General features: G+C 33.3%; 15 protein-coding genes. 3 read left to right on the top strand and 12 right to left on the bottom strand.

Annotated elements, in window-relative coordinates; genetic code table 11:
* Positions 1-1,006 (bottom strand): HAMP domain-containing protein (locus NAAC61_RS10885; RefSeq protein ID WP_237729879.1); only part of this gene is annotated, 1,006 nt, incomplete at its 3' end.
* A 79-nt stretch (positions 1,007-1,085) separates the two neighbouring features.
* Complete coding sequence (locus NAAC61_RS10035) at positions 1,086-1,415, bottom strand: hypothetical protein (protein ID WP_202695950.1); 330 nt, start codon at positions 1,413-1,415, stop codon at positions 1,086-1,088.
* Positions 1,416-1,644: 229 nt separating this feature from the next.
* On the opposite strand from NAAC61_RS10035, the gene NAAC61_RS10030 reads away from it, so the two are divergent.
* Positions 1,645-2,136 (top strand): ferritin, encoded by a 492-nt coding sequence (locus tag NAAC61_RS10030; protein WP_202695949.1) that lies wholly within the window; start codon positions 1,645-1,647, stop codon positions 2,134-2,136.
* 40 nt (positions 2,137-2,176) lie between these two features.
* Here the strand turns inward: NAAC61_RS10030 and bcp are convergent, their stop codons facing one another.
* The 10 genes from bcp to NAAC61_RS09980 all read right to left on the bottom strand — a co-directional run bounded on the left by bcp (position 2,177) and on the right by NAAC61_RS09980 (position 13,249).
* Positions 2,177-2,665, bottom strand: coding sequence for a thioredoxin-dependent thiol peroxidase (gene bcp, locus NAAC61_RS10025; protein ID WP_202695948.1), 489 nt, complete (start codon positions 2,663-2,665; stop codon positions 2,177-2,179).
* 18 nt (positions 2,666-2,683) lie between these two features.
* On the bottom strand, positions 2,684-3,385 hold the full coding sequence (locus NAAC61_RS10020) for a hypothetical protein (protein ID WP_202695947.1): 702 nt from the start codon (positions 3,383-3,385) through the stop codon (positions 2,684-2,686).
* A gap of 206 nt (positions 3,386-3,591) precedes the next feature.
* On the bottom strand, positions 3,592-5,058 hold the full coding sequence (locus NAAC61_RS10015; RefSeq protein WP_337920111.1) for a rhamnulokinase: 1,467 nt from the start codon (positions 5,056-5,058) through the stop codon (positions 3,592-3,594).
* A gap of 19 nt (positions 5,059-5,077) precedes the next feature.
* Positions 5,078-6,496: an FAD-binding oxidoreductase gene (locus tag NAAC61_RS10010; RefSeq protein ID WP_202695945.1), complete on the bottom strand. Its 1,419-nt coding sequence runs from the start codon at positions 6,494-6,496 to the stop codon at positions 5,078-5,080.
* Positions 6,489-7,490, bottom strand: coding sequence for an electron transfer flavoprotein subunit alpha/FixB family protein (locus NAAC61_RS10005; RefSeq protein ID WP_202695944.1), 1,002 nt, complete (start codon positions 7,488-7,490; stop codon positions 6,489-6,491). Before NAAC61_RS10005 ends, NAAC61_RS10010 begins: the two co-directional genes overlap by 8 nt.
* Complete coding sequence (locus NAAC61_RS10000) at positions 7,487-8,278, bottom strand: electron transfer flavoprotein subunit beta/FixA family protein (protein ID WP_202695943.1); 792 nt, start codon at positions 8,276-8,278, stop codon at positions 7,487-7,489. Before NAAC61_RS10000 ends, NAAC61_RS10005 begins: the two co-directional genes overlap by 4 nt.
* Before the next feature lie 16 nt (positions 8,279-8,294).
* A complete protein-coding gene (gene larA / locus NAAC61_RS09995) occupies positions 8,295-9,569 on the bottom strand; it encodes a nickel-dependent lactate racemase (RefSeq protein ID WP_337920114.1) in 1,275 nt (424 codons plus the stop codon).
* Positions 9,570-9,639: 70 nt separating this feature from the next.
* Entirely contained in the window at positions 9,640-10,284 is a 645-nt protein-coding gene (locus tag NAAC61_RS09990) for a class II aldolase/adducin family protein (protein WP_202695942.1), read from the bottom strand.
* A gap of 247 nt (positions 10,285-10,531) precedes the next feature.
* Positions 10,532-11,986 carry an alpha-glucosidase AglA gene (gene aglA, locus NAAC61_RS09985; RefSeq protein WP_202695941.1) on the bottom strand — a complete coding sequence of 485 codons (1,455 nt, stop codon included), beginning with the start codon at positions 11,984-11,986 and terminating at the stop codon, positions 10,532-10,534.
* Positions 11,987-12,139: 153 nt separating this feature from the next.
* Positions 12,140-13,249, bottom strand: coding sequence for a glycosyltransferase (locus NAAC61_RS09980; RefSeq protein ID WP_202695940.1), 1,110 nt, complete (start codon positions 13,247-13,249; stop codon positions 12,140-12,142).
* Positions 13,250-13,424: 175 nt separating this feature from the next.
* Between NAAC61_RS09980 and NAAC61_RS09975 the strand changes: the two genes are divergently transcribed.
* Both NAAC61_RS09975 and NAAC61_RS09970 read left to right on the top strand, forming a co-directional pair.
* Positions 13,425-13,940 carry a hypothetical protein gene (locus NAAC61_RS09975; protein ID WP_202695939.1) on the top strand — a complete coding sequence of 172 codons (516 nt, stop codon included), beginning with the start codon at positions 13,425-13,427 and terminating at the stop codon, positions 13,938-13,940.
* Positions 13,937-14,991: Kiwa anti-phage protein KwaB-like domain-containing protein (locus tag NAAC61_RS09970; protein ID WP_202695938.1), on the top strand; the 1,055-nt coding region annotated here is incomplete at its 3' end. The genes NAAC61_RS09975 and NAAC61_RS09970, both read left to right, overlap by 4 nt.

Here is a 14,991-nt window from a genome sequence, read left to right as displayed (position 1 = left end):
CAGATGCCTGTCTTATTGACCTCATGGATCTTCTTAATTCTTTACTCATTTCTGATAGAGCGTTAGCCATCTGACCTATCTCGTCTTTGCTTTTACTTTCAAAGTTTACCGTTAGGTCTCCTTCTGAAAGTTTTTTAACCGCATTTGTTAATTGTTCAATTCTATTTCCAAATTGTTTTGTAAATAAAAAAGTAACAACGATAATAATAACGATTAGAATTAACAATAAAAGCATAACGTTTCTGATAATTTTGTTCAAACCTAATTCTAATTCAAAGTCTACTTTTTTCGGGGTTAATGAAGGTAATTCAAAAGATGTTTGTAAAGGAATATGGACTGAAGTCTCTAATGTTTGGAATTCTTTGGCAATTTGAAGGTGTATGCCATCAAATTCGTCTATTTGAAAATAAAAGCTTCTCAACTGTTTTTTGATTATTTCTTCGGTGATAAATTGCTCATTTAATTTACTTTCGTTTAAAGAAACTTCTTCTTCTGGTAGATTTGAATAAATAACTTTATAATCTTTATCGAATAAAGTTATGTATGCATCTAGAAGCTTGGATATTTCCAATAATTTTTGATGATCAAACTCTTCTAAGATCACTAGAAACCCATTTACCGTATTTGTTGCAATGGGATCAACTACGGGAAAAATTCCGATAAAGTAAGGTGTAGAATTGAATGACTTACTTTCTATGACTGGCGTCATATATCCAATGTCTAGAATTGTTTTAAATTGTTTATTTAAAAAATCTTCAATATTCAATTCTTTTGTATATTCATATCCTGGTAAATACGTTTCGGCCTTTTTTTGTACTTTATACGAAGTATTTCTTGATGTTATTTCCAAACCACTTCCACGAGTATCAGGGGTGTTCATGATCCAAAGTTGCATCCCGTTGTATTGTTGGGATGTTACGTAAGGTTCTAACAAACTGTACCTTTCTACCAAAGAAATAGATTTCGAAGCAGTTTTCTCTTGAATGCCTGGAATAGCTGCAATCATTTTTCCTAATTTCTCAAGTGAATTTTTTTGGGTATCTACGAAATTGGTGAAAACTTGACTTAAGGTTTCTAGAGAATTATCAAAAGAATCTGTATAATTTTTTTTCTAGTTGTTCAGAAAATTGTGCTTCTATGTTTTTTATTTGATCAGTTAAATAGTCATTGTATTGGTTTAGTTGCTCTTGAATTAAATAGTTATATTCATTAATTTGATCCGAATAATCTTGATTCAAGGATTCAATCAAAGTTGATACTTGCGCCTCGTTTTGTTCAGAACTTTTTTGAATGGCATTTGTAATGTATATTACAAAAAAAGCACTTGGTATCAGAGCGAAAAGAATCAACATAATTCCTATTTTGTTACCAAATTTATTAAACAAATGAACTTTAGACAAGCCCAATTTTTTCATTTGGATTCCTCCTTTATGGAAGCGTTTTCTTTAAAATTATACCATATCAGAAAAAATTAGTAAACTAAACTAATATAAAAAGTGAATCCCTCTATTTAATTAAAGTATTAATTAATCTAATGTTTTAATAAATGAAAGAATTATAAGTTATAATTTACTTAAAGATAGCGGCTTTAGGAACAATGAAATTTCAAAAATATACTAAGAAATCACGAGGAGGAATAAACATATGAAATTAGAAGATAAGATGTTAAATGCCCTTAATGAACAAATAAACAAAGAAATTTTTTCCGCGTACCTCTATTATTCAATGGCAGCATATTTTGATTCAATGAATTTAGAAGGATTTGCTAATTGGATGAAAGTCCAGGCAAAAGAAGAGCTTACTCACGCCCAGAAGTTGTATGATTATATTTACGATAAAGGCGGTATAGTAGAATTAGATAATATTGACAAACCAAAGAAAGAATGGGGCAGTCCCTTAGAAGCCTTCAAAGATGCGTATGACCATGAGCTTTCAGTTACACAATCTATCGACAAGTTGGTTGATTTAGCCAAAGAATTAAACGACCATGCAACTCAAAACTTTCTTCAATGGTTTGTAAACGAACAAGTTGAAGAGGAAGCTAATACAAAAAAGATTGTAGATACTTTGCAAATGATCGGTGAAAGTAAAACCGCTTTGTTCATGTTCAATGGTCAACTAGGTAGTAGGCAGTAGAATGATTCAATAAAATAGGCTATTATAAACAACAGGGAGTTTACTCCCTGTTGTTTGATAGTTCTTTCAAGCTTTCCAATACTTCTAAAACATGATCTTTTACCCTTACATTTTCCCATACTTTTTTAATTATTCCATTTGGATCTATCAGGATTGTTGATCTGACAACTCCCCAATTTTCTTTACCATAATTCTTTTTTAGTTGCCAAACGCCAAATTTTTCAAGAATGGAATGTTCGGGGTCACTTAGCAAAATCACTTTTAAATCATTTTTTTCTTTAAAGTTTGCATGTTTTTCTTCAGTATCGGGACTTACTCCCACTATTTGACAATTATACTTTTTGAACTCTTCTAAGTAATTTGAAAAATCAACGGCTTCTTTAGTACAACCAGGTGTGTTATCCCGTGGATAGAAATAAAGCACAAGCCATTTTCCCATAAAATCCTTGATATTAATCTGATCACCATCAGCATCTTTAAGTGAAAACTCTGGGATTTTATCGCCTATTTCAAAATTTAGATATCTCATTTTAAACCCTCTCCTTTATTAAAAAGCTAGTCCTCCACCACCTATTCTAAAAGTGATATATGGACCTGTGGGTCCAAAATTTGGAACACTTCCAATGGTTCTTTCAGATAATTGCCAATCACTTATCAATCCAACAGGCGCATATGTGTACCCAGCTGCTAAACCAATAGCTAAACCTCCTGCTGCCTCATCATCACTAAATGATAATATGTAATCAGCATTTATTCCTACTTTAAAGATAGGAAATTCGGTATAAAAAGTGTTTTGGTTGAAAGTGGACAAATTGCTATCGAAATCTGAAGAAGCAGGGTCTTGGGAAATTTTCAACTCTATTCCACCACCACCAATACCCCCAAGAGCGTATATTCTAAAAGCCTGCTTAGAAAAAATCAAATAACCAATATTGAATGTTCCATAACCAATATCGAGTTGTACCGTTTTCCCACTCTCTTTCTCATTAGTAGATATACCGTATCCTTCTCCCCCTATTAGAAATCTTCCCATTACTCCATAACCGCCACCCCCGTTAGCCAATGCCACATCTTTTAATTCAGGGAGTCCAGCGGCTGTTAACTGTGTATTTAATTCTTTAACATCAAGCCACTGAGCACCAATATCTCCACCACCAAGTCCTCCATACTGACCGTTTTTTACTTCTTGTGAAAAAACCAAACCTATTAAAAGAATAATCAACGTTATTAACCAACCAGTCTTTTTCATATTTACCCCCCATTTGTAAAAAATTTTGTTACACTTGATTTTATAAAAATTAAATGAATTTGAAATAAAGAAATATTAACTTTATTTTAAGAGCAATTTGGTTTTTAATATTCATCATTTTATTACTTTCTTGAAAAAACTTGAAATCTATTCTCATAATAAACCAAGAGAGTATAAGAGGCAGTCTTTTGGTTGTATTAATTATATCATTTCTGCTTTTGAAAAGAAGCAAAAACCTCTTTCCAGATATCATGTTCTTTAGGTTCAAAAATTTGAAAGTCGAAAGATCTTTTTATTAAGTTCCGTGCCTCTTCAAAGTTTTTTACAAATTGTAAGGCATATAGCTGGGAAACTAAATTCCCTACTGCCGTTCCTTCAATGGGTCCAGTTAGAACAGTTAGTCCTGTTGCATCTGCGATTAATTGACAGAGTAATTTATTCCTGGTACCTCCACCTACCGCATGAACCCTTTTAAAATCAATATTCAAAATCTTTGATAGTTTTTCTTTAACTTCATTTACTTTGAAGGCAATCCCTTCCAAAGCCGTTCTTATAACTTGAGATGTTTCATTTAAAACGGTATCGTTATCTTTTATAGATTGTTGAATTATTGCCTGTATCATGTCTTGTGGGTTTTGTAAAGAAGGATCATCTACATTGATATAAGAAGAAAATGGCTTTGCGTTCTGTGCCATATCTGTAATTTTTTGATAAGTATCGCTGGTATCTGTCAAGTTAAGACTTTTTATAATACCTTGAATTAACCACATTCCTGTTACGTTTGCCAATATTCTAAAGGATCCATCCAAGCAACCCTCTGCGGCTAAATTGTTTTCCATGAGTTCTTCGTTGTAGGGGACCTCTTTAACAATGGCACCAGTCAAGCACCATGTTCCTAAGCTAATGAACATGGTATCTGAGGGGTCTGAAGCAATTGCGGCATATGCGGACCCTGTGTCGTGACTGGCTGGAAGAATTACATCTATGTTTGAATTGTTATTTAAAACATCTTTTTTTATTTTACCAATTTTTGTACCGGCAGGTACTATTTCAGGTAATATATCAGGAATGTCAAACTTTTTCATTATTTCTTCATCCCATTTTCTTTTTCTATGGTTATAAATTTGAGTAGTTGTAGCCATTGTGAAGTCAATAGTTTTTTTACCGGTTAAAAAGTAATTCAATAATGATGGGATCATCAAAAGGTCTTTTGATATTTTGACAAAATCTGGAGCGTATTTTTGGTAGGCTAATATTTGGTACAATGTATTGAATGGTTGAAACTGTGTTGGAGAGTGTTCATATATCCATTTCTTTCCAGCTTTTTCTATTGCCTCTTGCATTATATTCGTCTTAAACATATTTCTATAATGAATTGGATTGTTTATTAAATAACCGTTTTCGTTTAAAAGTCCAAAGTCCACTCCCCAACTATCTATTCCTAAGGATAGTATTTTTTGATCATTTTTTTGAGCTATTTGAATGCTATCAATTATATGATTATATAAATTCAAAATGTTCCAATAAGATATTCCATTTATTTCAACCGGGGAGTTTGAAAAACGGTTTACTTCACTCAATATAAGTTTGTCATTCTGTATGTTACCTGCCATTACTTTTCCACCTGACGCCCCCAGATCAATAGCTAAGTGTAGATATTTCAAGATTATCACCTTTTCTTTGAGTATTTTTTCAGAATAACTTCCCTGGGTTCATAATGTTATTAGGGTCAAGCGTTTCTTTTACCTCCTGCATCCACTTATACTGTTTCGGTTTTGTCTTTTTTAGTAACTCCTTTTTTATGAACCCTACTCCATGTTCCCCGCTTATAGCTCCGCCCATTTGGGCGGCTTTCATCGCTATTTTTCCAAGTATCTCTTCCGATAAGGTTTTCCATTCATTTGGTGGAAGATTTTCTGGTTTTAATGGTGCGGGATGGAGGTTACCATCGGCTGCATGCCCTGCAACCGGGATATCTATTTTGAACTCGTTGGATACTTCATTGATGTATTTCACCATTTCAGGTATCTTAGATGTTGGTACTACGACATCTCCAGTTGGCACATATGGATCTACAGCTTTTAGGCTTTCCAACCAGTTCCTTCTCATACGCCATATCTTTTCAGAGTTACTTCTGTTATCTGCTATGAATACATCTTTTGCTCCGTTTTTTTGTAAAGCTTTCCCGCCTTTTTCATACAATTCTTCAATCTCTTGTAAGCTCGTTGCCTCGTATTGAACTATGAGATAAGATTCTACCTCGTCCTGGTATGGTAATTTCATTCCAGTGTATTTTGAAGCATAGTAAATGGATTTCTTGTCTATGAATTCAATTCCTGAGGGTAAACTCTTTGTCTCGACCATTAATGGTGCGACATTGCTTATAGCTTTTTCTACACTTTCAAAGGGAACCAGCAGGTCAACAACTTTTCCTGGCTGGGGTATGAGATTTACGTATATCTTTGTGAAAATTCCGAGCGTTCCTTCTGAGCCAATGAAAAGTTGTAATAGGTTGTAACCACTTGAATCTTTTCTTCTTTTTCCTCCATATTCTACTATCTCACCGTCAGGCATTACCATCTCTAATCCCAATATATGATGAGCTGTGTTTCCATATTTTATTACTTTACTTCCACCTGCATTAGTAGCAACATTACCTCCAATGAAACTTGTTTCTACACTCATGGGATACCCTGCATAGTATAATCCTTTTTCTGATACCATTCTACATAGATCGTTTGTAACCACACCTGGTTCAACCACAGCAACTAAGTTTTCTGAATCTATTTCTATTATTTTGTTCATTCTCTCAAGTGATATTACTATACCTTCAAATATTGGTATATCCGCCCCAGCCAATCCACTGCCAGCTCCTCTTGGTGTTATGGGGATCATTTCGTCGTTTGCCAGTTTTATTATTTGGGATATTTGCTCTTTGGTTTCCGGTTTTACTACGACCTCTGGCATATGTGCGTAATACTCTCCACCTGATTCGTCGTTTGAATAACTTTTTAGACTTTCTATATCATCGTGTATCAATAGTGCATCGTTTTTTAATATTTTTCTCAACTTTTCAACGGTATTGGTAGTTACCTTTCTGTATTCACTCATTTTGATCACCTGATTTTATTTCTTTTTCTAACAATGGCAGTATATCCAAGGCATCACATACAATTCCAAGATCAGATACCTTGAAAATCGGTGCCTCTGGATCCTTGTTAATCGCTATAATATACTTAGATGACGACATTCCAGCTAAGTGTTGTACCGCACCGGATATCCCTATCGCTATGTACAGTTTTGGGCTGACCGTTTTTCCGGAAAGTCCCACTTGGTGAGAGTAGTCTATCCATCCCATATCTACTACCGCCCTAGTCGCCCCAACTGCGCCCTTTAATTTTTTTGATATATTTTGTAAGTATTTGAAATTCTCAGGCTTTTTTAAACCTTTACCACCTGATACGATTACATCAGCTTGCTGAAGTGGTTGTATGCTGGATTCGTCTTTTTTAAATTCTATCCATCTATATTTTGATCGAAAGAGTTCTTCATCGTACTCTATTTTTGTTATTTTCCCTTTCCTGTTTTCGTCTTTAGCTAAAGGTAGTTTCGATTTAGGTCTTACCGTAGCCATCTGTGGTTTTGTTATTGTTTTTATCTTTGCCATCACGTTTCCACCTATAGCAGGCCTTATTTGTATCAGAGATCTTGTTTTTTCTTCTATTTCAAAGTCCGTACAATCAGCTGTTAAGCCCGTATTTAATTTTGCAGCAAGAGCGGGCATGAGAGTTCTTCCCCTTGTAGTTGCAGATGCAAGTATTATTTCAGGTTTGAAATCTTCTACCATTTTTTTGAGTATGTTTGTGTGTACATCAGGATAGAAATGTTCTAGTTTCTTATTTTCAACATAGTATACGTTGTCAGCCCCATATTGAATAAGGCTATCTAAATTCTCCACTTTGTTTGATATTACTACACTTGATAGTTCAACGTTCAATTTTGTGGCTAAGTCTTTTCCCCATGATAGTAATTCGTACGATACTGTTTCTATTTTTCCATCACTTATCTCCGCTATCGTCCATACACCTTTGTATTCTTGGTTCATGATATCACGCCTTTTTCTTTTAGAAAGCTTTTTATTTTTTCTAAGGCTTCTTGTGGAGTTTTTACTATTACCTTTTCACCATTTCTTGATATCTTTGGATAGAATACCTTTACAACCCTCGTTGGTGAACCTTTAAGCCCTATCTTTCCTTCCTCTATTTTTAACTCTTGGTTACTTACTATTTTTATACTACTTTTCTTAGCTTTTAGTTTGTTTTCTAAATTCGGTAGTCTGGGTTCGTTTATCTCCTTCACAACCGTTATTAAAGCCGGTAACCCAGTCTGAATGATTTCGTTTCCACCTTCTACAGCCCTTTGAACGGTTATCATATCGTTAGTTATGTCAATTATCTTGTTGACATAGGTTAGTATAGGGATATCTAACTGTGTCCCCACGGATGGTCCTACTTGACCTGTTTCTCCGTCTGTTGCCCTTTCACCGGCGAATATAATGTCGTAATGTTTGTCTTTTAAATATTGACTCAATGTATAAGCGGTTGCTAAGGTATCTGCACCTGCAAATTTTCTATCGGTTAACAATACCCCTTCATCACATCCCATGGATATTGCTTCTTTTAGTGCATATTCTGCTGAAAGAGGTCCCATCGTTACAACCGTTATCTTAGTTTGTGGTGTGCTTTCTTTAATTCTTACCGCTTCTTCGACTGCGTACATATCCAATGGGTTGAGTTCGGATTCTAATTCACTTCTTATCATTGTTCCAGTTTCCTCATCTATCTGTACCTTGTCAGTGGAAGGTACTTGTTTGACTAATACGCATATTTCCATTAAACATGACTCCTTTTCAATTTTTTATCTTTCCAACAACGTAAGGCCCTTGAGGAATTACCGCTATTTTAGCGTTGGGTCCCTTTAATTTTAAAGCCTTTTTTAATCCTTCCTCTAAAGTATTGATTTTAGTTGAAAAAGTATACTTGTACTCTTCTTTATCCAACGATGACAACATGAAAATGTTTTTCGTTTTCTCTAATACTTGAGTTAACTTTTGTACCTCCCATTGATCGCTTTTGAAAGTTTCTGGGGAATCATGGCTTTTTAAAAATTCTTTTATTCCCTTCTCTTTTACTTCTAAAAGCAATTCTTTAAATTCTTTCTTTCCGATGCCTTTTTCACATTTTGAAGCCATTATTATTACTCCATCAGGTTTTAGAATCTCTGAAGCTTCTACTAAGCCTTTAACCGTTTGATAAAAGTTTTGGTCTAAAGGATATCCACCATTTGAGGCTATAACTATATCAACGGGTTCTTTAATTTTTACTATCGAAGTATATGCTACCATTCTACAACCTACTTCGTGAGCTTCAAAGATATCACCTGCATAAATCCCGTCAACTTCTTTTTTCTCGTTTAAAGAAACGTTTACTATGAAATCACACCCAGCCATTGAAGCTACTTCTCTAGCCATCTCATCGACAGGATTATTTTCTAACTGACAACTTTTTGAATTTGGATCTCCCATCGCCTTAACGCCATGAAATACCTTCAAGGTTTCAATGCCAACGATTCCTGGACAGATTGATTTTCTTCCACCTGAATATCCTGCCATAAAATGGGGTTCTATTAGACCAGTACAGATTTTTAAGTCCGCTTCTAAATATTTTTTATTCACAATAACAGGGCAACCAGAAGAGGTTTCTCCAATCTTCTTCAATTGAGTATCGTCATATGCATCGTGATTAATTATTTTTATATTTTCTTCTAAAACTTCTTTACCAACTAATTTTTCAAACATACTTTCTGGAACCGGTTCATGTGAACCATTTGCAATTAATATTGTTATATTCTCCTTTTTAATGCCAGCAAACCTCACATCATAGATTATGTATGGCAAAATAAGAGAATTTGGTACGGGTCTTGTGGTGTCAGAAATAACTATGCAACAATCCTTTTTTCTTTTAGCTATGGTTGAAAGAGAACGGGTACCAAAGGGAAGACCTAACGATTTCATCATCTCAATGTCAAAGGTATCCCCTAAGCCTCTAAATTCACGCTTTTTTAATAAAGAAACATTTAAGTTTTTATCTAAATCTAAAATCTTTTCTTCTTTACCGTATGGAATTTTAACTTTTATTTTTCACACCTTCAAAATTATCAAAATTATTTTTTCACTTTTATCTCAGTTAACTCTATCATTGGTCCACCTTGTTTCTTCTGAAAAATTCTTTGAATGCAGCTATTTTTTCTTCTGGTATTTCGTTCACATTTGAATAGAGTTTAGAAACAAATGAAACTTGAGCGAGAAATTCTAAAGTTTCCAACTTTACATATGCTTCATTCATGTCTTTTCCTGCAACCGTGACACCATGGTTTTGAAGAACGAATACCCGAGATCCCTTTTCTAAACCTTCGTTAAAGGCATCTGCAAATTCTTGAGTTCCGGGCATTTGATATGGTATATAGGTTATTGGATCCAATACTAAAGAAGATTCTGGAAGAGCGTTTATAGGTAATTTCTCAAAGGTAATTGCAAAAGAGGTAGCATACATTGGGTGAGCATGAATAACTGCGTTTACATCATTTGCTTTTTCGTATATTTTTATATGCATTTTTTTTTCTGAAGAAGGTTTCTTGAGTCCGTCGATTTTATTCCCGTTTTTATCTATGGTGATGATATCTTTCTCAGTTAGAAAGTGTTTTATGGTCGATGTGGGAGTGATATATATTTTTTCTCCATATTTTATACTCATGTTTCCACCCGTACCATCCGTTAGCTTTCTGTCCCAGACTAATTTTGCAAATTCTGCAACTTCTTTTTTTAATTGTTCTTCTAGCATGTTGTAACCTCCTGTATTATTGCTTTTTGAATTAATAATTCTAAACTTAACGTTATAATACGATTTTAACACAATATATAAGTAATATAGTGGTATATAAAACTAACATAATCACAGAATCTAAGAGTTATTTCAAAATAATTCATCATAATCGACCGTAAAAATACACTTATAACGAAGATTTATACAAAATTTTAGATAGGTTTGTTTATTAAATAAAGGGGGCATTAGCCCCTTAATTAAACTATTATTTGCTGTAGTGCTTCCTCATTTCTTCATTACCAGGTAAAGCAAGAATTTCATCTAAAACTTTTACTACCTGGTCGTAAGATTTGGTACGTGGATCTCTGATCAAAAATTCTTCGAGCACTTTTTTATCTCCAGTTAGGAATGCTTCTAATGCCCATTCCATTCTCATAATTCTTGGGTATAAGTACATCTTTTTAATTCTTTCTGGAAGTGGTGGATCTATTTTGTAACGATGGATTCCATCTTTGTCTGCATACACAGGAATCTCCACGGCTACATCGTCTGGGATTCCAGGTATAGTACCGTTATTTGGTAAATTGAGAACGAGATCTACTTTTTCGTTGTTTAATAATGCATTTGCCAACAATATATGTTGTTCGCCGCTTTTCCTTTGAGGATCTAACAAGTTGTATATTTCTTTTGTGAGTTCTTCTTTTACATCGTTTTTGGTTTGAGAGATAATTTCATTGAGTGAATCTTTTGAAAGTAATTTAGCGTTCTTATTCTCTTGGAAATATTTGGCAACTTTTTGCATTGCTATTGCAATCTCTGCTTGTCTGTCTTGATACCATTTCCATCCTAATTCTGAATCAACGCCTCCCCATGGTTCTCCAAACCACTTTTTCTTCGTTTCGAGGTTGTAATGATATTTCCAACTTCCATTCCTGACTGTGTCTCCAATGGGCATTTTTCCATAGAATTCATACATATCTTTTGCAACTGGAGAGAGTTGATCGTCGAATGGATTGGTGGGTTTGAAGTTTTCAACCTCTTTTTCTAATAATTCATCAATGAGTGGATAGGCATCTTTTCCTTCATACATGAATTTTGTCAACCAAATTCCATGGTTTACACCTGCTACTTGCCATTCAACTTTTTCTGAATCTAAGCCTAATTTTTCAATTATGTGGTCTACTCCATGATGGCCGTGGCATATTCCAACCATATTTATTGGAACCGTTCTTGTTATTAAATTTGTCAATTCAAAGACAGGATTTGCGGCCTGCAAAAGCCATGCCTTAGGGGATATTCTTTCAATAGCTTTTGCAACATCGTGCATAAACTTTAATTGGTTGAAATTGCTTATTGTGTAATAATCTGAAACCATATTAAATTCTTGTGAATCTATTCCTCTGTAATATCCGTATTTTTCTGAAATTTTTCTTACTTGTTCAAAGTAACTGTGTCCCCCAACCAATGCTGTGTTTACAACAAAACTTGAGTCTTTTATTGCGTCTTCAACGTTTGTTGTAGTTTCAAATCTCAAATCCGCTCCGAACTCTTCTGCAAATTTTTTAGCAAGCATGTGTACTGCGTTCAATCTGTCTTTATCTATATCCATTAAGGATACTAAACTTCCAGATAGACCCTTTGTTTTACAAAGATCGCTAACCAATCTCAAAGAAAATGCTGCACTTCCTGCTCCAATGATTCCTACCTTGATAGCTGTCATTTACATCTTTCCTCCTCTTTTATCAACATACTGATCACTTTTGTTGCTATAATATCGTTTATAGTGTAAATCGTTGTGATATTGTTATCTATAATTTTTGTTAGTAACTTTTTTTGCACTGTTTTTGTGAAATCATATATCTCTAAAGTAGGATTACTTTGTTATGTGGGATATCAGATCGATAAAATTCCTTTCTTTTTCTTCATTCCATATAAATTCTTTTTGGTGTTTTTCAATGTTATTTATAATTTTTTCGTAATTTTTGTATGCGTTAGTGATTTTTTCAACGCTTTCTTCAACTTTAACTGGATTTATAACTACTCCTAATCCCAAATTTTCTACCTGTTTAGCCATTGAAACAAAAGACTCTTTTACAATAACGGAAGTGCCTGCAGCTAAGGAATCGTAAAACTTGTGAGGTAAAGCGTGAATGTCGTTTTTATAATCTCTGTTTTTGACGGTGTTGTAAGAAATTAGAGAAAACAGGGAATTGGATAGTTCATTCATCATTTCATCGTAAGGTAAAAATTCTGTAGATTCATGGGTTATGTCCATAAACTCTTTTGAATCCATTCCTATAATCTTGAAGCTAAAACCCTTTTCGATTAAAGATTTTAATATTTTTTTCTCATCTTCTATTTTTCTTGTTACTTTACCAACTAAGACAATTTCTTTTCTCTTTTTTTGAATATCAGGTTTTATAATAAAATTTGCGTAATTAGGTATGATATACGTTTTTTCTTTATCTATGGTCGTTTTATTAACAACATCATTTCTTGATTCTTCTGAGACGAATATTGCCAGATCTGAGAGTTCTAACTGTTTTTTAAAGAACCTCCAGACGGTTTTTACTTTTAAATTTCCAATCATCCCTTCTAACTCTGCTAAAAAGTTTTCTGGATGGTATTCGTGAATATCGTAAACGATTTTTTTATTTCTTTTTTTTGCTATTTTAAAAGGATCCAAAGGTTTGCTGGCTAAAAAATGATGCATGTATAAGATGTCGTAATTTTCTTCGGCTACCAAATCGCATATTTTTTTATCGAGAGGCCTTCTATTAATAAGCTTTTTTAATGGATTGCCTATTGTTTCATTGATTTCTTTTATGGGTAGGTATTTAATATTTCCATCTGTATATTCTTTTTCGTCTTTATTAGTCCAATATTGATAAATAACTTCATGAACTTTAGAAAGGGATTTAACCGTTCTGTATACTCTTTTGTCAAATTTTGGGTGCATGTATCCAATGATCAGTATTTTCATAAAATTTCACCTTGAAATTATAAAGACTTTTGTTGCTATTATCTCCGATTTATTATATCATAAGAAACAACTGCTTTCTACATGAAACTGAAGAGTGATATAGAATAAAAAGTTGGGTTTAATTAATGTTATAATTATGAAGAGAAAAAGATTTCCTCATTGGGGAGGTTTTTATATGATCAATACATTGTTTAAATCTTTTTTGTTTTTGCTTTCGTATCTGCCTCTTTTTGTTATCTTTGCCATTAATAATTTTGGGAACGTTTTGTTCTTAATTTTTAGCGTTTTTTCGATTGTTGTTTTTGTTTTTTCATTGATTCTTTTTATTTCTGCTAAGACGAATGCCGAGGAAAAGTTCATTAAATTTGAGAAAGTAGAATCGCAGAATGTGAGGCTGTTGGATTATATTTTTGTTTATATCTTGCCTTTTATCAATATGGGTGGCATAAAAGAATTGATTTCTTTTGCTATAATCGTTTTTATCGTCGGCAATATTTATGTAAAGACAGATTTGATAGCTATAAACCCTGTCCTTTCTTTGTTTGGCTATAGTATTTACAAGGTTTGTCTTATGGACGGACGTGAAAAGAGTATCCGGTCCGCTTGGTTGATTTCAAAATCAATAACCGAAGGAATGAAAGTTAAAGAGTTTTCCAAAGATATTTATTTGGGGATGGCTGACAAGAAATGAATAAAGTTAATCGAGATGAAATCTTAAAGAATATCTTTTTAAAAGAAAATTTAGAACATCTTAGGGAGCTAATAGATACTTCAACAGATTCCATAATGGATGTTTTTATCCAAAATGAGAACAACCAGATATTTTGGTTGAAAAATGAAGATCCCTCTTTTTTCAAGGGAATTTTTCTCACTTCTACTGACGAGTTTTTAAATGATTTACGCGTCAAAGAATCAAACAAGGTAGATGAATACGAGACAGTCATTGATGATAGGAGCTTTTTGTATCTAAAAGATGTCAAAGAGAATGTAAGCGATATTGGGGATATTGTTGAGATTATTCGTGAAGGTAAGTATATAAAAAATTATTCTAATAAAGACTTGGAAAAAATTAAGAAGTTCAAACTGATAGTAAAATTGTACAGTAATGAGTTGAATGATTTTTTGTTGGGTATTCAATATTTAACAGCTTCCAAAATCTTTAAAGATAAAAGGATTTTAGCCCTTACTGCACGTAAAATTCAACCTTTAAAAGAACAGTTTTACTTAATTCCTAAAAATACTTTTGATTACATGGTTGTTGGAGATACCGTCTTAATTAGGAATCTGACTTATTTTGAAAGGGATTTCGGGTTTTACAAGAAATATGAAGAGGCTAAAGATGAAGTTATCGAGGAAATAAAGAGAGGGGAGAATCTTTTTGGCAAGGATATTAAATTAAAAGGTATCGATTATTTTAGTGAGAAAATCAAAGGTAAACCTTTGTATTTGAAGAGATTTTATAAGGTTATCAAAAAAGGTAATTATAAGAAGTTTGAGTTTTCTAAGGTTAAGGAGATAATAGATGATTTCAATCTAAAAGTTAAACTTGATGAGGGTAATAAATGTATTGATTTAGGCGAAGAGACTTCTATTAAAGATTTTTTGCAACTCTACGACGAACTGTATTATATATCCGATTTGTCAGGGAATAGAATGGTGGCAAGTGAAAATAGCCTTATAAAGAGTAATATTTTTCTTTCAAAAATTCAACGATTCTTTGAGATGCCTTGCCATCTCCAAAA

Origin of the sequence: Petrotoga sp. 8T1HF07.NaAc.6.1, assembly GCF_016772115.1 — a bacterium.
Taxonomy (GTDB): Bacteria; Thermotogota; Thermotogae; order Petrotogales; family Petrotogaceae; genus Petrotoga; species Petrotoga mobilis.
The sequence above is the reverse complement of the archived record's forward strand: the minus strand, read 5'-3'. Positions and strand labels throughout refer to the sequence as shown.

Coding starts and splice junctions, on each gene's coding strand:
- NAAC61_RS10035 (WP_202695950.1), bottom strand. CDS start 1,415: ATGAAAAAATTGGGCTTGTCTAAAGTTCATTTGTTTAATAAATTTGGT.
- NAAC61_RS09980 (WP_202695940.1), bottom strand. CDS start 13,249: ATGAAAATACTGATCATTGGATACATGCACCCAAAATTTGACAAAAGA.
- aglA (WP_202695941.1), bottom strand. CDS start 11,986: ATGACAGCTATCAAGGTAGGAATCATTGGAGCAGGAAGTGCAGCATTT.
- bcp (WP_202695948.1), bottom strand. CDS start 2,665: ATGAGATATCTAAATTTTGAAATAGGCGATAAAATCCCAGAGTTTTCA.
- NAAC61_RS10000 (WP_202695943.1), bottom strand. CDS start 8,278: ATGGAAATATGCGTATTAGTCAAACAAGTACCTTCCACTGACAAGGTA.
- NAAC61_RS09975 (WP_202695939.1), top strand. CDS start 13,425: ATGATCAATACATTGTTTAAATCTTTTTTGTTTTTGCTTTCGTATCTG.
- NAAC61_RS09990 (WP_202695942.1), bottom strand. CDS start 10,284: ATGCTAGAAGAACAATTAAAAAAAGAAGTTGCAGAATTTGCAAAATTA.
- NAAC61_RS10020 (WP_202695947.1), bottom strand. CDS start 3,385: ATGAAAAAGACTGGTTGGTTAATAACGTTGATTATTCTTTTAATAGGT.
- NAAC61_RS10010 (WP_202695945.1), bottom strand. CDS start 6,496: ATGAGTGAATACAGAAAGGTAACTACCAATACCGTTGAAAAGTTGAGA.
- NAAC61_RS10005 (WP_202695944.1), bottom strand. CDS start 7,490: ATGAACCAAGAATACAAAGGTGTATGGACGATAGCGGAGATAAGTGAT.
- NAAC61_RS10030 (WP_202695949.1), top strand. CDS start 1,645: ATGAAATTAGAAGATAAGATGTTAAATGCCCTTAATGAACAAATAAAC.